19 protein-coding genes are annotated in these 21883 nt (G+C 41.7%); 6 read left to right on the forward strand and 13 right to left on the reverse strand.

The annotated features are described in order from the left end of the window. Position 1: 1 nt before the first annotated feature. The gene (locus BN3283_RS05650) at positions 2-1183 is read left to right on the forward strand and encodes a transglutaminase-like domain-containing protein (protein WP_059026028.1); all 1182 of its coding nucleotides are present in this window, start codon (positions 2-4) and stop codon (positions 1181-1183) included. A gap of 270 nt (positions 1184-1453) precedes the next feature. Here the strand turns inward: BN3283_RS05650 and BN3283_RS05655 are convergent, their stop codons facing one another. From BN3283_RS05655 to BN3283_RS05700, 10 genes are all read right to left on the reverse strand, one after another. Beyond that, positions 1454-2287: a PepSY-like domain-containing protein gene (locus BN3283_RS05655; protein ID WP_059026029.1), complete on the reverse strand. Its 834-nt coding sequence runs from the start codon at positions 2285-2287 to the stop codon at positions 1454-1456. A 28-nt stretch (positions 2288-2315) separates the two neighbouring features. After that, a complete protein-coding gene (locus tag BN3283_RS05660; RefSeq protein WP_059026030.1) occupies positions 2316-2756 on the reverse strand; it encodes a PepSY-like domain-containing protein in 441 nt (146 codons plus the stop codon). A gap of 106 nt (positions 2757-2862) precedes the next feature. Continuing rightward, positions 2863-4146 (reverse strand): sensor histidine kinase, encoded by a 1284-nt coding sequence (locus BN3283_RS05665; protein WP_041504962.1) that lies wholly within the window; start codon positions 4144-4146, stop codon positions 2863-2865. Continuing rightward, positions 4143-4832, reverse strand: a complete 690-nt coding sequence (locus tag BN3283_RS05670) for a response regulator transcription factor (RefSeq protein ID WP_059026031.1) — start codon at positions 4830-4832, stop codon at positions 4143-4145. Before BN3283_RS05670 ends, BN3283_RS05665 begins: the two co-directional genes overlap by 4 nt. A 167-nt stretch (positions 4833-4999) precedes the next feature. Beyond that, complete coding sequence (locus tag BN3283_RS05675) at positions 5000-5524, reverse strand: hypothetical protein (protein WP_059026032.1); 525 nt, start codon at positions 5522-5524, stop codon at positions 5000-5002. 191 nt (positions 5525-5715) lie between these two features. Then, complete coding sequence (locus BN3283_RS05680) at positions 5716-7245, reverse strand: DUF6850 family outer membrane beta-barrel protein (RefSeq protein WP_059026033.1); 1530 nt, start codon at positions 7243-7245, stop codon at positions 5716-5718. A gap of 3 nt (positions 7246-7248) precedes the next feature. Then, positions 7249-8460, reverse strand: a complete 1212-nt coding sequence (locus BN3283_RS05685) for a DUF4876 domain-containing protein (protein ID WP_059026034.1) — start codon at positions 8458-8460, stop codon at positions 7249-7251. A gap of 18 nt (positions 8461-8478) precedes the next feature. Next, complete coding sequence (locus tag BN3283_RS05690; protein ID WP_059026035.1) at positions 8479-9678, reverse strand: DUF4876 domain-containing protein; 1200 nt, start codon at positions 9676-9678, stop codon at positions 8479-8481. A gap of 10 nt (positions 9679-9688) precedes the next feature. Then, the gene (locus BN3283_RS05695) at positions 9689-12472 is read right to left on the reverse strand and encodes a TonB-dependent receptor (protein ID WP_059026036.1); all 2784 of its coding nucleotides are present in this window, start codon (positions 12470-12472) and stop codon (positions 9689-9691) included. A gap of 182 nt (positions 12473-12654) precedes the next feature. Continuing rightward, positions 12655-13500 carry a PepSY-like domain-containing protein gene (locus BN3283_RS05700; protein ID WP_070807459.1) on the reverse strand — a complete coding sequence of 282 codons (846 nt, stop codon included), beginning with the start codon at positions 13498-13500 and terminating at the stop codon, positions 12655-12657. A gap of 224 nt (positions 13501-13724) precedes the next feature. On the opposite strand from BN3283_RS05700, the gene BN3283_RS05705 reads away from it, so the two are divergent. The 3 genes from BN3283_RS05705 to BN3283_RS05710 all read left to right on the forward strand — a co-directional run bounded on the left by BN3283_RS05705 (position 13725) and on the right by BN3283_RS05710 (position 15147). After that, entirely contained in the window at positions 13725-13991 is a 267-nt protein-coding gene (locus BN3283_RS05705; RefSeq protein WP_059026038.1) for a TIGR03905 family TSCPD domain-containing protein, read from the forward strand. Positions 13992-14109: 118 nt separating this feature from the next. Continuing rightward, the gene (locus tag BN3283_RS14485; RefSeq protein ID WP_154665525.1) at positions 14110-14268 is read left to right on the forward strand and encodes a hypothetical protein; all 159 of its coding nucleotides are present in this window, start codon (positions 14110-14112) and stop codon (positions 14266-14268) included. A 264-nt stretch (positions 14269-14532) separates the two neighbouring features. Continuing rightward, positions 14533-15147, forward strand: a complete 615-nt coding sequence (locus BN3283_RS05710) for a porin family protein (protein ID WP_059026039.1) — start codon at positions 14533-14535, stop codon at positions 15145-15147. A 47-nt stretch (positions 15148-15194) separates the two neighbouring features. On the opposite strand, the gene BN3283_RS05715 is transcribed toward BN3283_RS05710, so the two are convergent. The 3 genes from BN3283_RS05715 to purB are packed head-to-tail and all read right to left on the reverse strand — an operon-like array spanning position 15195 to position 19278. Further along, the gene (locus BN3283_RS05715; protein WP_041503843.1) at positions 15195-16070 is read right to left on the reverse strand and encodes a 7-cyano-7-deazaguanine reductase; all 876 of its coding nucleotides are present in this window, start codon (positions 16068-16070) and stop codon (positions 15195-15197) included. A 2-nt stretch (positions 16071-16072) separates the two neighbouring features. Beyond that, positions 16073-17896 (reverse strand): ABC transporter ATP-binding protein, encoded by a 1824-nt coding sequence (locus tag BN3283_RS05720; RefSeq protein WP_059026040.1) that lies wholly within the window; start codon positions 17894-17896, stop codon positions 16073-16075. Between the two features lie 44 nt (positions 17897-17940). After that, the gene (gene purB, locus BN3283_RS05725; protein WP_059026041.1) at positions 17941-19278 is read right to left on the reverse strand and encodes an adenylosuccinate lyase; all 1338 of its coding nucleotides are present in this window, start codon (positions 19276-19278) and stop codon (positions 17941-17943) included. Positions 19279-19433: 155 nt separating this feature from the next. Between purB and BN3283_RS05730 the strand changes: the two genes are divergently transcribed. Together BN3283_RS05730 and BN3283_RS05735 are read left to right on the forward strand one after the other, a co-directional pair. Next, positions 19434-20228, forward strand: coding sequence for an EI24 domain-containing protein (locus BN3283_RS05730; protein ID WP_059026042.1), 795 nt, complete (start codon positions 19434-19436; stop codon positions 20226-20228). Between the two features lie 25 nt (positions 20229-20253). Then, complete coding sequence (locus tag BN3283_RS05735) at positions 20254-21642, forward strand: NfeD family protein (RefSeq protein WP_286137545.1); 1389 nt, start codon at positions 20254-20256, stop codon at positions 21640-21642. Positions 21643-21883: the final 241 nt, after the last annotated feature.

Consider the following 21883-nt stretch of genomic DNA (forward strand, 5'->3'; position numbering starts at 1 on the left):
GATGAAAAGGATATGCTGGATCGTGTTTTGTTGTATCTGCATGGCTTGCAGCAAGTATGACGGTGTACCTGAAAAATATCACGCTTTGTTGGACGAGGCTTTGGCGAAGGCCGATTCGAACCGGAGCGAATTGGCTTGGGCATTGAAGCAGGCTTCCCCGGAGACGAAGGAGGGAGTGGCGTTTTTAATCGCGTATATGCCGAAACGGGATCTACTCTCCATGAAAGGAAAATTCCTTTTGGATAATGTGGAGTCTGCTTATAAGGCAAGGAATCGTTTCGAATGGGCGAAGAGCGTACCTGATTCTATTTTTTTGAACGAGGTATTGCCTTATGCTTGCTTGAACGAGGAACGCGATGATTGGCGTTCCGATTTTTACAATCGTTTTACTCCGTACGTGGAGAATTGTAAGACCTTGAAAGAGGCCGTATGGGCTGTTAATAAACATATACGGGATGAGGTGAGGGTCGATTACAATACGAACCGGGAAAAGCCGGACCAGAATCCTTCCGAATCCATGCGTCAGGGAATGGCATCCTGCAGCGGTTTGTCGATCTTGTTGACAGATGCTTTTCGTGCGGTCGGTATCCCTTCCCGTATTGCCGGAACTCCTAATTGGCATGATAATCGCGGTAATCACAATTGGTGTGAGGTTTGGGTAGACGGAGAGTGGTATTTCACGGAGTATTATCCGAACGAACTGAATCGCTCGTGGTTTTTGGCGGATGCGGGTAAAGCCGATCCGGAAGACCGGGAGCATGCTATTTTTGCTTCTTCCTTTAAGTCCACGGGAGAGAGTTTTCCGTTGGTTTGGGATGAGAATATTACCTATGTTCCGGCATGGAACGTGACTCAGCGTTATATAGATCTCTACAAAAAAGTAGCTGATAAACAATTATCGGACGGTAACCACGTGGCGATGCGGGTCATGATGTTTAAAAATGCCGGATGTTCGCAAAAATCGGAAGACAGAATTGCCGGCAATATCGATATTTTTTGCGGTTCCGATCAGGTCGGCGGAGGACGAACGGCCGGTCCGACTCGGGATATGAATGATGTTTTGGAGTTTATCGTCGAAAAGAATAAAGGATACACGTTGAAATATTGGGATGATGAGGGGAAGGAATACGAAAAAAGGGTAGAGGTGAAGGACGATCCCGTGGAGGTGAGGTTATTCCGGTAACATATGAAACGAAACCCGCCATCGTTTCAGAACAATGGCGGGTACAAAACAAAGAAATAACGAAATACCTTAATCTACTTTTGCAAAAGTAAGGGGATAGGGAGGTAGTAGCAATCCCTATTTGTGGGGATATTTTATGTTGTACTCCTCATCGGTAGGGATAGGTTTTTATGGAAATGCAGGTTGACGATTGCAGATAGTGAATGATAGGGTGAAATTAAAATACTCCGCCGAATTTCGGCGGAGTATTTTGATTCATGAATACATTAATTACAATATATTTCCCTCGGAGTCCACCACGACTTGAAGCTCTTCTTTTCCTTTTTCCAGTTCGAAAAGATAAACGTTCGTGCCGTTTGCTCTCTCTTCGTAATCGATATCATCTATAAGATAATCGGCATAGCGGGAACGGATCAGGTTTAATATATCTGCCGGTACTTCATTTTCCCGAATTTCCCAGGTCGTGAGTTGCCATTTGTTGTCTTTGGCCGCGAATATTACCTCTTTTTTCCGATTGTTATCCCATATTTCTACTTCGATAAAACCGAGCTCGATTTCCATATCGATGATAGGTGCGTTATCGTAGGTTTGATTGATAAAGTTTTTTATCTCTTCGGGGAGAGAGGTAGGCAGGTAATTATCGGAATCGTTATCCGGTACGGCTTTGAATAAGTTCCCGTCTTCCGTGTAATAGAGATCCATCTCCTGATTTCCTTGTTCTACCTCTATTACGTAAATGGTTTCCATGTCCGCTCTTTCCACTTTATCCACATCTTCTTTTCTCCATCGGGCGTATTCGCTGGCGTTGAAACTCGTCTTCACTGCTTCCGGTAAACTCTCAAACGGAATATCGCTTTCGGTCATGTACCATATTCCGGATGAATTGATCCAAGTTTCGGTTTTGATTCCGTTATTCCGGAATTCGGCTACATTGTAATTGTTTTTTATCTCCCATTCGACGTGTTGAGCATCGGGATACTTAGAGTTGAACGTACCGATAACTTTTTCATTCGGCCGGTAGTTGTTATCGTCATCCTTGTCACAACTCGTGGCGGTTAATGTTGTAGCCAACAATAGAATTAAAATAGTGAATCTTGTTTTCATAATGTTATTATTTTAGTGATTTGCTTATTTAATCATCGAAACGCAGAAACTTTTCATTTTTGTCGAATTTCAGTTCCGCCCCGTTGAGTAATTGGATTTCATAACCTTTATCCTCTTTTTTTATGGAAACGATTGTTTGGTCTTTAAAATTTGTTTTTACATACTGGTAAATCTTTTTCGGAATGATATCGACAGGAACGGGTTGTCTTTGGCAATCCACCTCCGTCCATCTTCCTTTGTAATCGAATTCCAGATCGAAACCATCCGTTAAAATAACTTCGTATTTTTTCCATAACCAGATTCCGTCCTCTTCTTCCATGTGCGAAATATCGGACCGGGGGAAATGTTTCTTTATGAAATTTCGAGCTTTTACCGGCAGAGCATTCGTGTCGTTTACTATTTTATCATTGTAAGCATAGGTTCCGGTAAACCATAGGATACAGATGAGAAATACAATAATTTTTTTCATATCTTTTGCTTTTAATTTTGATACAAAAAAACAATTGAATTTGGGAAAGATTTGGGAAAAACGTGTTTTTCCTATTTTTTTTGAGGACAAACGGTAATTTATTATTTCAACTACAATTTCGGCGAGGCCATTGCAATTTAAAATGGTGTTTACCGTCGTATCGGTACGAAACTTGAATCCGGTACAGGGTAGCGATGGATTTAATAATGGATAGCCCTAATCCTGTAGATCCTGTTTTTTTACGTCCGGAATAAAACCGCGTGAAAATTTTTTCCCGGTCTAAAGGTCCGTCCGTATCTTCATTGGTGAACCGTATGCTGTTATCGGTTACGGAGATTATTATCTCACTTTTTTCGGGAGAATGAAGAAAGGCGTTTTTTAGCAAATTGGTGATGAGTGTGGTGGCCAATGATTCGTTCATGGGACGGATTAGTTCTGCCTCTTCGTTTACGTTTGTCCGGATAGATTTATTCGCATAGATTTCGGAAAAATCTTCTATCGTATCTCGAATCAAGGTATTGAAACAAACCTCTTTCTCTTCATGGAATTGCCCGTTTTCGATACGTGAAAGTAATAAAAGCGATTTATTCAATTTTACACTTCGTCCGATATTCTTTTGTATCTCCTCTATTTCTTGCAGCATCTCTTCATTGCCTTCTGTTTTTTCTGCCAACATCTCTAATTTGTTCTGACATATGGCCAATGGGGTTTGTAGCTCATGAGAGGCATTTTCAATGAACTGTCTTTGTTGTGCATAAAGTTCTTCATTTCGGCGGGTCATCTTTTCGATGGTGGTGTTCAGTTGTTTGAACTCTTTGATTTTAGTCTGATTGTCTAAAGGTTTGCAGTTCGTTCCCAAGGTGAAGGAATCCAGCCATTTCAATAATTTGTGTAGAGGGCGTAGGCTCTTGCGAAAAACGATCTCCGTAACGATAAGGATCGTAATCAATAGAGAGACGTATAAAATAATGATCCATTGAATCATGGCTTCGATCATGTCGTCCTGCTCCAAAGTCGAGATCATGATTGTCAGTTCATAATAACGGTTTTCTTTGGATTTGAAAGAAGTTTTGAGTACCCTTACCGGATCGTCTTCGAGTTCTACTTCGTAAAAGCGGGTGGAATTGAAATAGTGTTCCTTGTAGTTTTCGGCCTCTTGCGGGGATATTTCCCTGATGGAATAATGTGTCATCACGTCCTTATGCTCGCCGGTCACGACTCCGTTTCGGAGGGATTGTTTAATGATCAGTTCCTTTGTGTTTTCGAGGGTATCGTCTGTTTCATCCATTATTTCATCTAAAATATTCAGATAGAACAGGTAAGCCCATACGGAAAGGATTACAATCAATAGGACAGAAAGACGGGCAAGCGTGTGGTGAAGTAATTTCATAGTTCTTCCGGGTGAGTGGTTAGTTTGTAGCCGAATCCGTAAATAGCTTTTATTTCGGGTATCGCTCCGGCATGTTTCATTTTCTTGCGTAGGTTTTTCACCTGTGAATAAATAAAATCCAAGCTGTCCGCCTGATCGATACGATCGCCCCATACGGATTCGGCTAAGGTGGTCTTGTTGATCAACCGATCGGGGTTGGTTACGAAATAGTAGAGCAGATCGAACTCTTTCCGGTTTAAAGTCAGCTCCGAACCGTTGACCTGAACGGTATGCCGATCGGGGTACACGTTTAAATTTGCCAGTTCTATGCCTATATTCCCGTCTTGTTGATTGCGACGGATGACCGATTTAACCCGCGCATTGAGTTCTGCCAGATGAAAAGGTTTGGCTAAATAGTCGTCTGCGCCGAGATCCAATCCGGAAACTTTGTCTTCTATGGAATCCTTGGCCGATATGATAATAACGCTTTCTCTTTTCTTGTTTTTCTTTAGTTCTTCGAGTAAAGTAAGTCCGTTTCCATCCGGTAGCATAATATCTAACAATATGCAGTCGTAATCGTAATCATTGATTTTTAATAATGCGGAATGGTAATCGGGAGCCTGTTCCACGACAAAACGCTCTTTTTCCAACGATTTTGTCATGACTTCCCGTAAATTCTCTTCGTCTTCAATAATTAAGATTTTCATGGTATACGATATATTATTCAAACAAAAATAGTGAAATATTCTGGAAAGAAACTGGAAAAGAAGAGTCGTAAATCAAAAAAGATTCTGTGAGTGTGACGAATAATCATTCATATGACATCACTTAATCACAGAATCCTCTAATCACCGGGTTTCCTAACCGGATGAATTTATTTTACGATTTCGTAATCAATACCTTGGAGGTAGTAGATGGAGTAAAAATCTTTATTGTTTTTTTTCATCCATTCCCTCATTTGGGTAATGTTATTGCTTTCAGAATCACAATGTTCTCCCTCTTCCTCTTTTTCCTTGATCTTTTTTTCCCAATTGTCTATGTATTCCTGGGAGAGACGTTGTTCTTTCACGATTCCGGTGACTTGTATCTCCGAACCTACCAACTCTTTGTTAAAGCCTTTGATATTACCGGAGGCTTCTACCCGGAGGGTGGTTTCTCCGCTCGGGTCGGTAATGAAGCAACGGCGTCCTGAATTGCTGCAGGTATGTTTTACCTTTCCCTGTAAAACGATCGTGTCGTTTACTTTCTGTTCTGCCACTTGTAGTAAACTATCTACATTCAAGCTCGTTTGGGTTTGTACGCTTGTTGTTGCTTGTTTGGTCTTTTGACTTTCTTTGCAGGAGGTTAGAGAATAAGAAAGAGTTCCTGCCAAAATTAAAATAGCGATTGTTTTTACCATAGTATGATTTATTAGATGAAACATTATTTTTTTCGTTATTTAATAAGGTTATCGTGATGGATCTGACGATTCCCGTGAAGAGAACGATTCCGGGTCTTGGGCGAATAGAAGTCCTCGTGCGATCAGAGAACTTTGTCCGCATGACATATGTAATATTTTTGCATTCGATTACTTTTTCCATGTATAATATTTTAAAAAGTGAGTCCTCCCTTTATCTGTACACCGTCGTTGTGGATGGAATTAGCGTGGAAGTGCTTGCTGTATTGCAGAGAAATAAATATACCTTTATCTCCGGCAATGGGATGATCCCAACGGATGGAGGTCGAACCGTTTTTTCCATTACCTGACAGATTGGAATAGTTGATTTGTAGTGGGTAAAGCATTTTTTGTTTTTCTTCAATCTCCGTCAGTTGCAGATCGGAGTGATAGGTGTAATTGTATTCTCCTTCCAAATGAAATTGGAAGATGGATTTTTTGTATAGGGCAGATAACCGGAATTCCACTCCTCCCGAGAGGAGACAGAGTCTCATCAGGCGATGCGGATCCGCGTATTTCATCTCCGTGTTATTCATCCCCAAACGGGGTAAGATAAACCATTGGTAACGCTTGCTTTGAGAAAATTTGCCGTATGTCGCTTCCAGTGCTACGTGATAGTTTTGGAGGGTGAATTGTTTGGCTTCTCCGATTTGAGGATAGATATTACTGGCTGCATCTCCGAATAAGTTCTCAATCCCTTTTTTCGATAATAGCTTCCCTTGGAGTTTGACACCCCATTCCCGGTTTCCCCGTTTGAACCGATATCCCATTTCGATATCTCCTTTATTTTCGTTCAGTTGATTGAGAGGTAGTTCATTCAGGTCCGAGATAATTTTCTCGAAGGTAAAATAATCGTAGGAGGCCGTGATAAAGATTCCTTGTTTTGTTTTGGGAAACAGAGAGAGACTGCTACCGTATCCCCAGCCTTTATAATAAGAGTTGGTATTGTTGCCAGAGAAACGATTGTAATCCATACCTAAACCACTGGCATGAAATATTTTAATACCTCCTAATTCGCTAAAGAACTTAATAAGATTCGTTTGTTTGTACTTCCTTACATGCAGTGCGATTCCCCCGGAATAACGGGATTTTGTTTTTAGGGTGATACCGACGGAAACGTTCAGATCCGAAGTCGTGTTTTTCGGTCGCGGATCTACCCGGCGATACTCCATCAGAGCTCGGTAGTTTGCATAGATACCCCATACTATTTTTCGAATTTCCTGGGCATAGCCTCCCGCAAAGAAATACTCTTCGTAAGTGAGATTTCCTCCTAACGTATCGGCTGAAATATAAGGGTATGTAATGTCTATATCAGAGCTCTCGTTGTAAGTGATGTCTTTTTTCTTACCGGTATAGAAATGGGCTTTTCCCCACACCTTGCTGTTCTTTTTTAAAGAGAGATAGGAAGAGGCGTTAAACATGAAGCTTTCATCTCCATTCCCCTTTTGAAGTATAAGCGGTTTATTGGCTTTTTCGTGTTTCCATCCCAAGCTGAGTTCAGAAAAGGTTATATCCCTGAAATAATAATTTGTGGCCGGATTTCGATATATTTGCGATGCAAAGTCCTCTCCCGGAGAGAAATATATTCGAATCCGTTCAGTCGGGGGGATAGAATCTTTTGCCCATCCTGTAAGATAGCAAGTGAGTAAGATCAGAATAAAACTTAAACGAGAGCTCATGTTCATCTGTTAATTCCTTTTTAATGTCGGTGTAGCTTTGGCTTCGAAATCGTTGGTCGAATTATTCGTGTCTTTTAGAATCTTTCTTCCGTCCGAGGTTGTACTTAATGTCTTTCGTTTGATACTTTTTCCGTATCTGTCATTGTCGTTTTTGATTTCGGCACAATAGGTCCATCCCGTATCCAAAGTCGGGGCCGTGACATTCCATACGTATTGGGACACGTTACTTACGTTAACGGCGTCAATGATCCATTCGTTCGGAATTTTATAGGCGCTGTTACTCATGGGATAGGTTCCGCTGGGCAATACCATCGTGTAGTTGTAATCATATTTATAACCTTGCAGGAAAGTCTCCTTGTCTACACCTAACCGACCGATGGCATATGCCTTCAGACCTTGTTTATGCATGGTCCAGATGGTTTTCGAGGAGCAATAGATCTTTTCCATATTCGGTACGGGAGTATCCACATCGTTTGTGCCCTCGTCAAACCATTCGAAATCGGCGTTGCTCAAGTCGAATGAATTGGGGTTCGTTTGTGAATGATTTTTACCGATATCGCAGATCAGGATCGATTCTCCTGGATTTACGGGATGTTCGTTCCCGTTTCCCGGAATTTTATAGACTGCCGTGACGGCAAAATGGGTGGACATAATGTCCGGATCGTATTCGTATTTCGTCGAGGTCAGGAATGCCGATTCCAGGATAACCAGACCGTCGGCATAGAGAATAGTATCGGAGTTATTATAAATCTTGAGGTATTGATCCCCGTCGTATACATCTCCTTCCGGTGTAATATTTCCAACGAAGAAAACCTCTTCTATCACGAAATTTGCTTTCGCATCGTGCAGGAATAGAGGAAGAGTAGCTTGATTCGTCTCTCCGGCGATATAAACCGATTCTTTGTATCCTTTTACCGCACCTTCCATTACTTTCTGATCCATCGTATATTGGATTTTACCTTCAACGGTAACGGTATATAATCCTTCCGGTAATGAGAGGGTGATTTTATTTTCTGTAAAATCACCGCTTGTTATCGTTCTGGTCGTGTTCGTGTTTTTAAACGAGACGTTGAGATCCGATAACAGGGCGTCGTTTAATCCGTCAGGGGCGGTTAAACTTAAGGTATATACAGTCGTTTTTATATTATCGTCCTTATCGCACGCGTGGAGTCCGAAAATACAGCTTAAAAGTAAGAGATAATAGAATGTTTTGTTTTTCATGATTTTATCGATTGTTGGTTATTGTTTCAAAGAAGGGGTTGTTCCGTGTATAAAATCGGCACTGGAATTATTGGTATCCTGTAGAATTTGCCGTCCATCTTTTTGGGTTGCGGAGACTTTCCGTCGGACGCTTTTCCCGTAGCGATCGTTATTACTTGCGTTTTCGGAAACATAGGTATATCCCATGTCTACGGAGGGGGCGGTCACGAGCCATTCGTACTCTTTGGAGGGACAAAGATTGACGGCATCGATTATCCATTCGTTAGGGACTTGATAAGCACTGTAATTGTTTACTAAGGTCCCTCCGGGATAGACATAGGTCCAAGTATAATCGTGTTTATTTTTTTCCAGGAAGGTTTCGGCGGATACGGGTAAGCGGACTATGGCGTAAGTCTGATTCCCTTGGTTGTTGAGCATGAAGAAGCCGTAAATATTGATTATGTTGGGAACGCCGGGGTTATCGACATCCCCGTCGTAACTTCCGTCCTGGTAAAATTCAAAATCGGCATGACTCAGGTCGAACGAATTGCCGGTTGCTTGACTATGGTCGATGCCGTCGGTTGCAAGAATTATCGACTCACCAGGTTCAACCGGATATTGTTTGCCGTTTCCCGGAATAACGGCAAGACACTCGACGGTTAAACCCATGGAGCGAATATCCGGTGAAATATCCTGTTTCATGTTGTTGTAAAACGTGGAGGCAACGACGGCCAATCCGTCTGCGTATAAGATTTCATCCGAGTTATTATATATTTTGATATACTGATCTCCGTAGTATTGTTTGCCTTCCTTGGTTAATGTTCCGGAAAAGAAGATTTCAGAAATCACAAAATCGGCTTTTGAGGTGTGAAGAAAAAGCGGGATAGTCTCGACTTTCGTTTCACCCACGATACTTACGGATTCTTGATACCCTTTGATGTCGGAAGTTAACGATTGATCTTCCCATGTATAACTTACTTTTCCTTCTATAGTCACGTGATACAAACCTTCGGGAAGATCAACGCTTATTTGATTGTTATTATAGACGCCTCCCGTGATTTTTTTACCGGTATTTACGTTTTCAAAGGTAGAAGTAATACCGGACAGGGTCGCTTCTCCCAGGTTTTCGGGAGTGCTTAGGCTGATTGTAAAGCTCGTGATTCGGGCATTATCGTCTTTCTGGCAGGAAGATACTCCATAGATGATGATAATAAGTAATAGATAGATAAATTGTCTCATAATTTATTATTTAAAGTTTAAGATTTAATTCCATTCCGAAATAGGGGGTAACATTTCGACGGACTTTAATTCCGTTGGAGGTATAATCCGGGGTATAGTCCAACATCTTGTTCACGAAAAGGGCCAACCTTACTCTTTCCTTGAACGTTTTGGTCGCTTTGAAATTGACATAAAAATAGAGCGGTTCCGTCTGTTTTTTCCACAAGATGTCGTTATAGTTGACGGTCAGCCATTGACGTTCGGCGTGAGTTTTGTCGGCTTCGGTATAGTCGTGTTCTATACCTTGTATATCGATGTATTTTATAGGAATCCCGTTTTGTTTCATATTCCGTTGATTGGAAAACCACATACATTGTACGGAGGTGGCAAAACTGAGTCCCAACGAAGGTAAATAGGTGTCGAAGGTAAAATTGGTATTCAGTTGTTGTTTGTTATATCCGCTGTCGTCTTTATAGAGTCCGACGTAGGGAAGTTCTTTTCCCCCGAGGATGACCGACGGTTTGCTGTATATGGGCTGGCTATTTCGGTAGATGGATTTGAACCAGGCTCCGTTTATCGTTATTTTGGTTTGGATAAAAGGGATTCGTTGGGAAGAGTATTGAAACTCGATACCCTCTTTGCGTATGGTACTTCCGTTTGTTGTAATATTGTAAGACGATATAACGGTATCGAGTATATAGCTTACTTTATTCAAATCCGGGGGTCCTTGTAACTGGGAGGCATCGACCGAGTTGTTATCGTATTTTTTATATTCGAATGTACGAAACCGGGATGAATTCCGGAAGCCTGAATTTAATTGTTCATGAAAATAGGTGACGGATAACAAGTGTTGTCGGTAGGAGAGGTCTGCCCGTAATTCTATCTTTTTATTTCGGGCGGGTTCCAGCTCGTAATTCGTGGGATCTATTTTGTAAGTCCGGATGTTTATTCGTCTGAAAGTTTCATTCGTGTGGTAATAGTTGAATTGGATGAAGTCCCTGTAAATCAGGTTAGGGTAAAGGTCAGCCAGTACCGGAACTTTAGTATGCCATCCGATACCTCCTGCTATTTGTACCTTTAAGGCATATCCTTTAATAAAGAGGGAGGGAAGGCTCCATAAAATATTGATTCTCGGATCCCAGTACAATTTTCCGTGCATTCTATAGGTACTTTTCAAGTTTAATGAGGAGAGGGAACGAATACCGGCCGAGAGCGTCAAATCATGGTTCTTGATGGGCATGTATAGAACATCCTCAACAAAGAAAGAGAGTTCGTGACCAGCCGGGATATCCTTATAGGGACGAGGTCTTGCACTCATCGAAGGATAGAGAGGTTGTGCAAGGTCATATACTTGTCCTCGACCCAGATTTTTGTCCATACTCCACTCGATACCGGCCTTTATGTTATGGGTAATCTGATAAGTAGAGAGTTGAAGATTACTTGTTGCTTTGGCATACGCATTTATCGGTTGTCCATCTACCAATAAGTTGGCTGTATATTGATAGGGGAGGAATACCCCGTCGTATTCACCTTCTTCGTCATGGGTAGGAATAGGAGTATCCCGGTTTAAGGAGACGAATTTGGTTTGTTTTATTTGATCTTTCTGATAATTCACGGCTGTCAGCAGGGAAAATGAACGAATAAAAAGTTCTTTTTTTGTCTTCCATTCTACCTGGTTGGAGATAGCCATGCGATTATAGGTAGATTTATACCGATCTACTTTTTGATAACTGATATCCGGATCACTTTTCTGATTATCGAAAGATCCTCCATAGTCCAGATTTAAGTTATAATTGACCTCGTGAGAAGAGGTTTTCCATTGTTTATAGATTCGCAAAGATGTGGTGAATCTCTTGTAAATTTCCAGGTTATTCCTGGGATCGGGTTTGGCGTTCAGGTAATCGATTCCTATATTGAAATTCCAGTTATTCGAGGTAGAAAATCCTTTCCCGACATAAAATAGTTTACTGCCCGGATCTGCTTTAAAGCGAGCTTCCCATTCGGTATATCCTGTTTTACGTTTTATTTTAATCAATCCACTGGTCAGATCTCCGAACTCTACGGAAGGAATACCCCGAATGATTTGCACCGTTTCAATATCGTCGGTGGGAATGGTTCGCATATCGACACCTTTTCCCGTGATGTCGAGACTATGACTCTTTTCACTTTGTGAGCTTCCTAACACGTATTGCATATTGGCATCCGTGCTGATGGGAACCCCGTCGATCATAAAAGAAGTTCCCAACGAAGAGGTATTGTATTGTTCGGAAGAAGTGCCTACTTCCCTGAGTCCGATTAGGTTTACTTTTCCCAGGGCCGGATCTTGGGACATATGTCCGGGTATCAATGACAGAATATCCGAGAAACTGGAAGGTTGTAACAGTTCCATGGCTTTGCGATCTATTCTGGAAGAGCTTGTCAATCCCCTCGATTCGGAAGCCGTGACTATGATATCTTTTAATTGTGTTGCGGTGGGTGTCAGGAAGAGGGTCAGGGATGTGTCTCTGTCCAGTACAAGAGAAAGGAGCAGCTTTTGATAACCTATGAACGAGATGTGAAGTTGGTATTCGCCTTGTGGGATGTTTTTTAACCGGGACATACCTTTGGTATCCGTAATCGTGGAAAATTGTCTTTTACGAATTGAGTCCCGAAGGGATACCGTGGCAAATTCCAATTTTTCGTTTGTCCGCGCATCTGTTACCGTCAGTTGCAAACTAAACTCACCACTGTCTTTTTGTGCGAAAGACAGCAGTGAGAAAAAATGTACATGCAGAAGTAACAAAAACACCTTAATAAACCATAATCTATGAATCATCCTATGTACTATTTTTAGTATGGACAAAAATAGACCGGATCTAAGAGGCGGGCAATCGCTATTTGTGGGGATTATGATAGATACGAATCCCTATTTATCGGGATAAAAAATATTCCGGAAGATATGTTGTCATCCCCCGGAATACATGAAAGGTTTTTTACTAAAGTCAGTAGTATTTGAATTTATCGTTTAGGTATATTTGAAATAACTTCGCCATTTGCCGCGTTGAGCGTGAGCTTAATTTCATTATTCCCTTTTTCCAGCTCGAATATATAAACTTCAGAACCGTTATTTCTCTGTTGAAAGTAGATGTCATCTATCCGGTAATCTTTATAACCCATTTTTTGCAGGGTATTCATGACAGATGCCGGGACGCTGTTTTTACGAACCTCCCAGGTTGTGGTTTGCCATTGATCCTGAACATTGAACACTACCTCTTTTTTTATGTTGCTGTCAAATATTTCCACCTCGAGCATGCCTTTTTCCCGGTCTATTTCAACGATCGTCGCTTGAGGATATTTTTGTTGTATAAAAGTTAAAACGGCTTGTGGGAGAGTATCCGGTAAATGCTCCTTCATGTTGTGGGACATTCTCTTCAAAAGTATTCCGTTTTCAGTATAATAAAGATCAATCTCTTCTTCTCCTTTTTCAATTTCCAAAATATAGATTGTCTCCATGCCCGCTCTTTCGATCTTTTTTACATCCTCTGTTTTCCAGGTAGCGTATTCGCTTGTAACGAAATTGGTTTTAATTATTTCCGGCAATAAGTTATAAGAAAGTTCGCTTTGGGTCATTTGCCACACTCCTTCTTGAGTAAACCAGGCTTCGGTCTCTATGTTCCCTAAGTTGAACTCGGCGATATAGTAGTTGTATTTCGTTTCCCATTCCACGTGTATAGCATCGGGATATTTTGCATTGAATGCTTTAACTATTTTCGGGTCAGGTACACGGTGTTTATCGTATGTGGTATTTGCTGCGGCTATCATGGTAGCCATAAAAACGATTATAAGCGATAATGTTGTTTTCATATTTTTTTCTGTTTATGTTTTTATATGTTTTACTGTAATGATTGTAAAAAGTTGCTTTTTCTGCTTTTTTTAAGAAGGATTAATTTATAGTGATGGGGTAAGACACGCGGACTTACCCTGAACATTTTTCTGTTTTGCTTTTTTGACCTTCGACAATCAATTGGATTGCTTTTGTTCTTCGAGACATAAATTATATTTTTGTCTCGTTAATAACGAATGGTTGTATGAAAAGAGAGATTCATTTTATTCCTTCAGCTGAGGTTTGTTCGAAGGAGATTCTTATTGAATTGGAAGATGATAGAATTATTCGCATGTGTTTTACCGGAGGATGCCACGGAAACACACAGGGAATAGCTGCTTTGTTGTGCGGAATGCAGAGGGAGGAAGCTATTCGGAGGTTGCGGGGAATATGTTGTAAGCAGAAAACGACATCCTGTCCGGATCAATTGGCAAAGGCTTTGCAGGAGATAGATCCGATAAATGGTATTTAACAGTTTTAAGATATTTCCAAGAAATAATTTGGATAAATAAAAATATTGTTATATATTTACTGGAAAGAAAGGATCGGAGCGAGAGATGGATATTTGATATACTTAATTCGAAAGGACTATGAAATTAAAAGGAAATCAAATGTTTATCGTGATCTTTTTGCTGATCGTCATTACGGGTATCGTTGTTTACACTTGGATGGGATGGGCGGAGATGGTTTGCGGGTTTTGTCATGCGGTACGTGAAGTTTTGGCATCCGGTAAAATGATTGGTTTATAACATCGAAGTGAAGAGAGACTTCTACCGGATAAGTCGGGTTGAGGAGTCAAACAGGAAAAAGTTCATCGTATTTCCTGAAAAATAACAATTGTGCTCTCCTTTTTTTCATGCTCTGTTTTATTGACCTAAACGGTTTTCTGAACAGTAAATTTTAGTTGGCCTGTTTTTTGTTTGGATAATTTTATATATTTGCAACGTTTATCCATGTGTTTATTGCATAGGTAATTGATATTCAAAATAATAAACCAAACAAATTATTAGAAAATGAAAAAATTAGTATTGATGTTGGTGGTAGCGGTTATGTTGTGTGGTACAGTAAACGCTCAAAGTATGTTTAAGTCAAGAGTGGAAGGTGTTACAGGAACTGAATTCTATTTCGGACCGAAATTCGGCTTTAATCTGTCTAATGTCCATAATTCTGAAATGGATAATAAATTCAGTTTTCATGTAGGTGCGTTTGCGGAGTTTAAATTCAATGACTTTTTCGGTTTACAACCCGAGTTATTGTACTCCAGGCAAGGAGCTCGCGATAAGGTTGGGGGAGTAAAAATAAAATCAAGATTAAATTATTTGAATATCCCGGTGTTAGCAAAATTCTACGTGTTGGAAGCTCTCAGTATCGATTGCGGTCCTCAATTGGATCTCGTGTTGAACGGGAAGCATGTGGCTAAGCAGGGAGGAACTACCGTGAAAGAGAAAATCCGGAAATTAAATACGGTCGGACTGACCTTTGCTCTCGGAGCTACTTACCATTTCAATATGGGATTGATGGTATCGGCCCGTTATAATTTAGGGTTGAGCAATGCGATAGACAAAGATACGTTTGGAGATAACAACCAGAATAGATTGTTTCAACTCTCTGCCGGTTGGAGATTTTAATCGGGAACGAGATAAACAGGAAAACCGATCCGTCGAGATCGGTTTTTTTATTGCCTCAGATTTCTTCGGGTCAATATTTCCGGAGTGTGCAAATACGAGGGAAGATACTCTTTTCTATTGGCCCGGGAGGGACATATGTCTATGCCTCCGCGACGAGTATATAAACAACTGACGGAAAGTATTTCCGGATGAAACAGGTCCCACAGGCGTTTATAGGTCATCTCGCATATCTCTTCGTGAAAATGATTCTCGTTTCGTAAAGAGACGATGTATTTCAACAGGGAAACGGGAGAGGGCAGTTGTTGCGCCTTTATCCAGACGTACAAGGTTCCCCAGTCCGGTTGTTTGGTAATCTTACAATTGCTTCTTAACAGATTGCTATATACTTTTATCTCTCCCCCGGGTTGGATTGTCTGTCGAAGTAAGGCAGGAGCCTCGTTGTATTCCGTAAACTCTGTCTCCTGATTTAACGGAATTTCTTCCAGTAGAGTATAACCTTCAAAATCAAACGGTATGCGATCAGGAAGTTTTTCATGAAAACAGACTTGAACGGAGGTGTTCAACAATTCTTGCAGGTCGGATTGAACGGTTTGAGTAAATAACCTGATCCCCTCGGAAACGTTCTCTCCCAAACGAGCCATATTAAAGGAGTTCAAGTAGAGCTTCAGGGACTTGCTCTCCACCAATTTTTTGCTGGTGGAAGGGTATACGATTTTAAGCACGCCACAAACGGGAAGTCCTTTTCGGGTGATGAAACCTGCTTCATAAGCATGCCAGGTATCGTAACCGCAGAAAAGTTCTTCCGGTTGACGAATGTCATACATTTCCCGGTTTAAGCTACGAGGAACAGGGACGAGTATCGACGGACAGTAATCCGTGGGATAAGCGACCTGTTGCCCCAGTACTTTGGCTTCAATTTCCATGATCAGAAATTTTGCATGTTGTATAGTTTGGCGTATACGCCGTTTAGGGCGAGCAATTCTTCATGGCGTCCCCGCTCTACGATCTCTCCCTCATGGAATACGCAGATCAGATCTGCATTTCTGATCGTGGAGAGCCTGTGGGCAATAACAATAGATGTTCTGTTCTTCATCAGGTTATCTAACGCATCCTGAACCAATTTCTCCGATTCCGTGTCTAAAGCCGAAGTCGCTTCGTCCAAAATCATGATCGGAGGATTTTTCAGAACGGCTCGCGCAATGCTTAACCGTTGTCGTTGACCTCCGCTTAGTTTACATCCCCGGTCCCCGATTACGGTTTGATAACCTTGTTCGGTTTGTAGGATGAAATCGTGAGCATTGGCTATACGGGCGGCGTTTTCTATCTCCTCTTGCGTAGCCTGTTCCACCCCGAAAGCGATATTATTGTATATCGTATCGTTAAACAGAATAGGGTCTTGGTTGACATTTCCCATTAATTCCCTCAGGTTGTGAAATGTCAGATTGCGAATATCGATGCCGTCGATAGTTATGGCTCCGTTATTGACATCATAGAATCGGGGCAATAAATCCACGAATGTACTTTTCCCCGAACCGGATTGACCGACGAGGGCAACCGTTTTGCCTTTGGGGATGCAGACATTGATATTTTTCAGTACCTGTTTGCTGTCATTGTAAGAAAATCGGACCTGTTTATATTCTATGCTCGTTTGAAACTCTTCGAGTCGTTGCGGTTCTGCCGGTTCTTGAATAGAGGGTTGAGTGTCCAGGATCATATCGATTCGGTCCATGGCGGCCAAACCTTTTTGTACGCTGTAATAGGCGTTCGTTAAATTTTTAGCCGGATTTATGATGGAGTAGAATAAGGCGATATAGGCGATAAAGGCTTCTGCATCTAAGGCTCCCCGGTGCTCTAATACCAATGATCCCCCGAACCAAAGGACGATAACAATGACGATGGTACCTAAAAATTCGCTGACCGGATGGGCTAATGACCGGCGGCGCATCAGCCGGTTTTGGATACGACGGTAGGACTCGTTCTCTTCCGAGAATTTGCTTTTCATTTTTTTCTCTGCGCTGAAGGCCTTGATGATACGTAATCCCGATAAGGTCTCTTCCATTAATGATAATATTTCTCCCATTTTGTTTTGTCCTTCCCAGGAGTGACGCTTGAGATTCTTACCGATTTTACCGATCAATCCTCCCATGATGGGGAGTAAGACAAAGACAAACAGGGTCAATTGCCAACTCATGATCAGCATGGTTGTTAAGTATACTATAATTAGAATGGGACTTTGAAATAGCATATCCAAGGAGCTCATTACGGAAGCTTCCACCTCTTGCACGTCTCCCGTCATACGGGAGATGATATCCCCTTTGCGTTCTTCCGAGAAAAAAGGCAGAGGCAGGGATAATATTTTGCTGTAAATTTTACGGCGAATGTCTCTCACGACGCCGTTTCGGATATAGATCAATTCGTAGGCTGCCAAATAAGCAAATCCGGTTTTTAGAGCAGTTGCTATTACGGCGAGAAGACCGACAAAAATCAAGGTCGTCGAAGGGCCGAAGGCGTGTTTGATTTGCGTGATGTAATAATAGAAATTATTACTGACGGCCTCCTTGGTGAGCGCATACGGAACAAGCTCGTGTACGTCCTTTTGATTGTCGAAAATAATTCCCAATACCGGCATAAGCATAGCGATAGCCAGACTACCGAAAAGGGCATGCAGGAAATTGAAAAGAATACTTTTAGTCAGCTTCAGTTTATAGGGAGGAATAAACCTTTTGAATATAGTGAGTAGATCGTGCATATTTACGGAGTTATATATTACCGGATTCAATCCGGTAATATGATTCAGATTCCTGTATAGTTCGAAGGAGTGATTCGTTTTAGCTTCTCTTTCAATTCCGGAGATACCTCTAAGGTATCGATAAATTCGGCAATCGATTGTTGTGTCACCTTACTATTCGTTCGCGTCAGGGCTTTCAGTGTTTCATAAGGGTTCGGATAGGCTTCGCGGCGCAAAATCGTTTGTATGGCTTCGGCAACGACCGCCCAGTTTTCCTCCAGATCAGCTTCTATGGCCGTCTGGTTGATAATCAGTTTGTTCAATCCTTTAAGGGTGGATTTGAACGCGATAACCGTGTGGGCTAACGGAACACCGATATTCCGAAGGACGGTGGAGTCGGTCAGGTCCCGTTGTAAACGGGAAATCGGTAATTTATTGCTCAGGTGGTCCAGTATGGCGTTGGAGATACCCAGATTCCCTTCCGAGTTTTCAAAATCGATAGGATTCACCTTGTGAGGCATGGCCGACGATCCGACTTCTCCTGCTTTTATGCGTTGTTTGAAATAAGCCATAGAGATATAGGTCCAGAAATCCCGGTCCAGATCGATGACGATATTATTGAGGCGTCTTAAATTATCGCACACGGCAGCGAAATTATCGTAGTTTGAAATTTGAGTTGTATATTGTTCTCTTTCTATTTTCAATTTTCCGGTCAGGAATGAATTGCCGAACTCCGTCCAATTGATTTCGGGGTAGGCGATGTGGTGGGCATTGAAATTGCCGGTAGCTCCTCCGAATTTTCCCGAACAAGCGATTTTTTTCAGCAGATCCAGTTGTTTGGTCAGACGATAAACAAATACTTTAATCTCTTTTCCCAAACGGGTAGGAGACGCCGGTTGACCGTGTGTTTTGGCTAACATGGGAATCTCTTTCCACTCTTCGGACAGCTCTTCCAATTTGGCGATCAGTTCGTCGATCAAAGGATAATAGATATCGTGTACGGCGTCCCTGAATGAACAGGGGACGGCGGTATTGTTAATGTCCTGGGAGGTCAATCCGAAGTGAATGAATTCTTTGTAATGTTGTAAATGGAGTTCGTCGAATTTGGATTTGATAAAATACTCCACGGCTTTCACGTCGTGATTGGTTACTTTTTCGATCTCTTTGATTTGTTCCGCGTCTTTAACGGTAAAATTCAGGTATATCTCTTTTAAATTATCGAATAACGTGTGATCAAAGTCTTTTAATTGGGGAAGAGGGAGTTCGCATAAAGCGATGAAATATTCGATCTCGACCATTACTCTGTAGCGAATTAAAGCGCTTTCAGAAAAATAGTTTGCCAATCCTTCTACGTTATCTCTATATCTTCCGTCAATAGGTGAAATCGCTGTTAATGATTGCATAGTATAATTTATTTTTAAATGAACACATCTATAATGGAATTGAGGAAAAACTCTTGAATGCAAAAGTATAAAAAAATGGGAATTGTTGCTTGAAAATAGAGAATAATCAAAAAAATAGCATAGATTTACGGTAGTTTTTTAAGGATTTTGAGCGTATGGCTTTTTTTCAAGGGTTATGGTTCGGTATAAAAAGTTACGGCGAAGCGGGACGTATATTATTTAGCCGTCCGTTCCGTTGGTTTATGTTTTTTCCTTTGGCCGCAGCTTTTGTTCTATTTCTTATCGGAAACTATTTTGCGGTCTCTTGGGGGGAGTGTTTATCTGATATTGTACAACGGCAAGTTACCGCTTGGATTGCTGGAATTTCCTGGTTGGACTGGTTGAACAAAGGGGTCGGTTTTATCATTCGCATTTCGATCCGGTTGTTCTATTTCTTTTTGTTTGCTGTCTGGGGAGGGTATATCGTCATGGTTGTGATGTCTCCGGTGTATTCCTGGTTATCGGAACGCGTCGAATCCCGCCTTTCCGGAGTTCGTTATTCTTTTAGCTTTAAACAATTGCTGTGGGAAATCGGGAGAGGAATATGGGTTGCCGTGAGGTGCATGTTGTTTCAAACCGTGTTGATGCTCTTTTTATTTTTCGCGTCGTTTCTTCCCGTAATCGGTTTGGTTACTCCCGTTTTGACCTTCGTCGTGTCCGCTTATTTTTACGGTTTTGCCTTTATGGATTACGCGATCGAGCGGAAGCGTTTCAAGGTAAGGGAGAGTATGTGTTATATGAGACAGAATGCCGGGGTCGTTATCGGGATCGGGGCTATTTTTGCATTATCGTTGGCGATTCCTTTTTTACGGGTGATCGCTTGCAGTATAGTTTCTATGTTTTCCGTGGTTGCGGGGACCGTTGTGGTTGAAGAGTATATAAATACTGGAAATCGAATAAAAGGCAGGTAGCCTATTTTGAAATTTATAATAATAAATGATGAGAAAATTCGTATTGATTATCGGTTTGTTGTGTTGGTTCTTTTCCGGTATGGCAGAAGAGAAGAAAAGTATCATTTTTAAAGTGGATATAAAGGATGAGATCGGGCCGGGGGTATGGCGGTTGGTAAAGCGTTCCTACGAAGAGGCGGACAAAGCGAATGCCGATTATATATTGATACACATGAACACCTATGGCGGAATGGTTGTTTATGCCGATTCGCTGCGGAGCCTGATACTGAATGATAAGCGTCCGAGCTGGGTTTTTATAGATAATAATGCGGCTTCGGCAGGAGCTTTGATTTCGTTGGCTTGCGACCGGATATACATGCGGGAGGGTGCTAATATCGGGGCAGCTACGGTCGTAAATCAAACGGGGGAGGCTATGCCCGATAAATATCAGTCTTATATGCGTTCCATGATTCGTTCTACGGCTCAAGCACACGGTATGGATACGATTGTGAACGGAAGGGATACGGTCGTGCGTTGGAAACGGGATCCCCGGATCGCGGAAGCTATGGTGGACGAACGGATTGCGATAAAGGGGGTAACCGATAGCGGTAAGATTGTGACTTTTACTCCTCACGAGGCGATAAAATTCGGTTTTTGCGACGGAATTGCGGAGAACGTAAGCGAGGTCGTTAGAAGCGAGGGAATATCCGATTACGAAATAAAGGAGTATCATGCGACGGGAATGGACAAATTGATCGGTTTTCTGATCCATCCGATCGTACAAGGTATTCTGATTATGATCATTATCGGAGGAATCTATTTCGAATTGCAAACTCCGGGAGTCGGTTTCCCTTTAGTAGCGGCTTTGGCGGCCTGTGTACTCTATTTTGCTCCTCTGTATTTGGAGGGATTTGCCAATAACATCGAACTGATCATGTTCGTAGTCGGGGTGATCCTGCTTTTGACTGAGATTTTTGTTATTCCCGGGTTCGGAGTTACCGGCATATCGGGGATCGTCTGCATAATAGCCTCTTTGGTATTGGCCGGGATCGATGACGTATCATTTGATTTTTTCCATGATTTCATTCGTGCGATTATTCGTTCCATCTTTTTTGTCATAAGCTGTTCTTTGATCTCCTTGTTCGGTAGTATATGGTTGAGTCGTAAATTATTTGCTTCCCGGAGGTTGGGATGGTCTTTACAGGCCGAAGAGACGACGGATTCCGGTTTTGTCGGGGTGGATATGACGGCGAAACAGGAGTTGGGTAAGGAGGGCATTGCCGAAACCGATTTGCGTCCGGCGGGTAAGGTGTCTGTCGACGGTGAGCAATACGATGCGGTTTCCAATTTGGGGATGTATATCCCTAAGGGAAACCGGGTAAAGGTCGTGAAATACCAGGCAGGACAGCTTTATGTGGAGTCGGTGAAAGAATAAATCTTCCTTGTCTTTTTTTATTTTCACATTATACTGTTTCAATCCTTCGCAAGTCATGAAGATAATTGAAAATAATACCGGAAATTAATTTTTAAATATATTAAACGGATAACCGATGAAAACAAATCGGCAAGAACATTCGTTTCAGATGCTGTATCGGATGATGAAGCGGAAGCTTTTGTCTGCCGCGACAGCTTATTTTCGATCGTCGATACTTTATTGAAAAGAGGAATTCGATAAT

This window comes from Gabonibacter massiliensis, from assembly GCA_001487125.1.
GTDB classification, from domain to species: Bacteria; Bacteroidota; Bacteroidia; order Bacteroidales; family Marinifilaceae; genus Gabonibacter; species Gabonibacter massiliensis.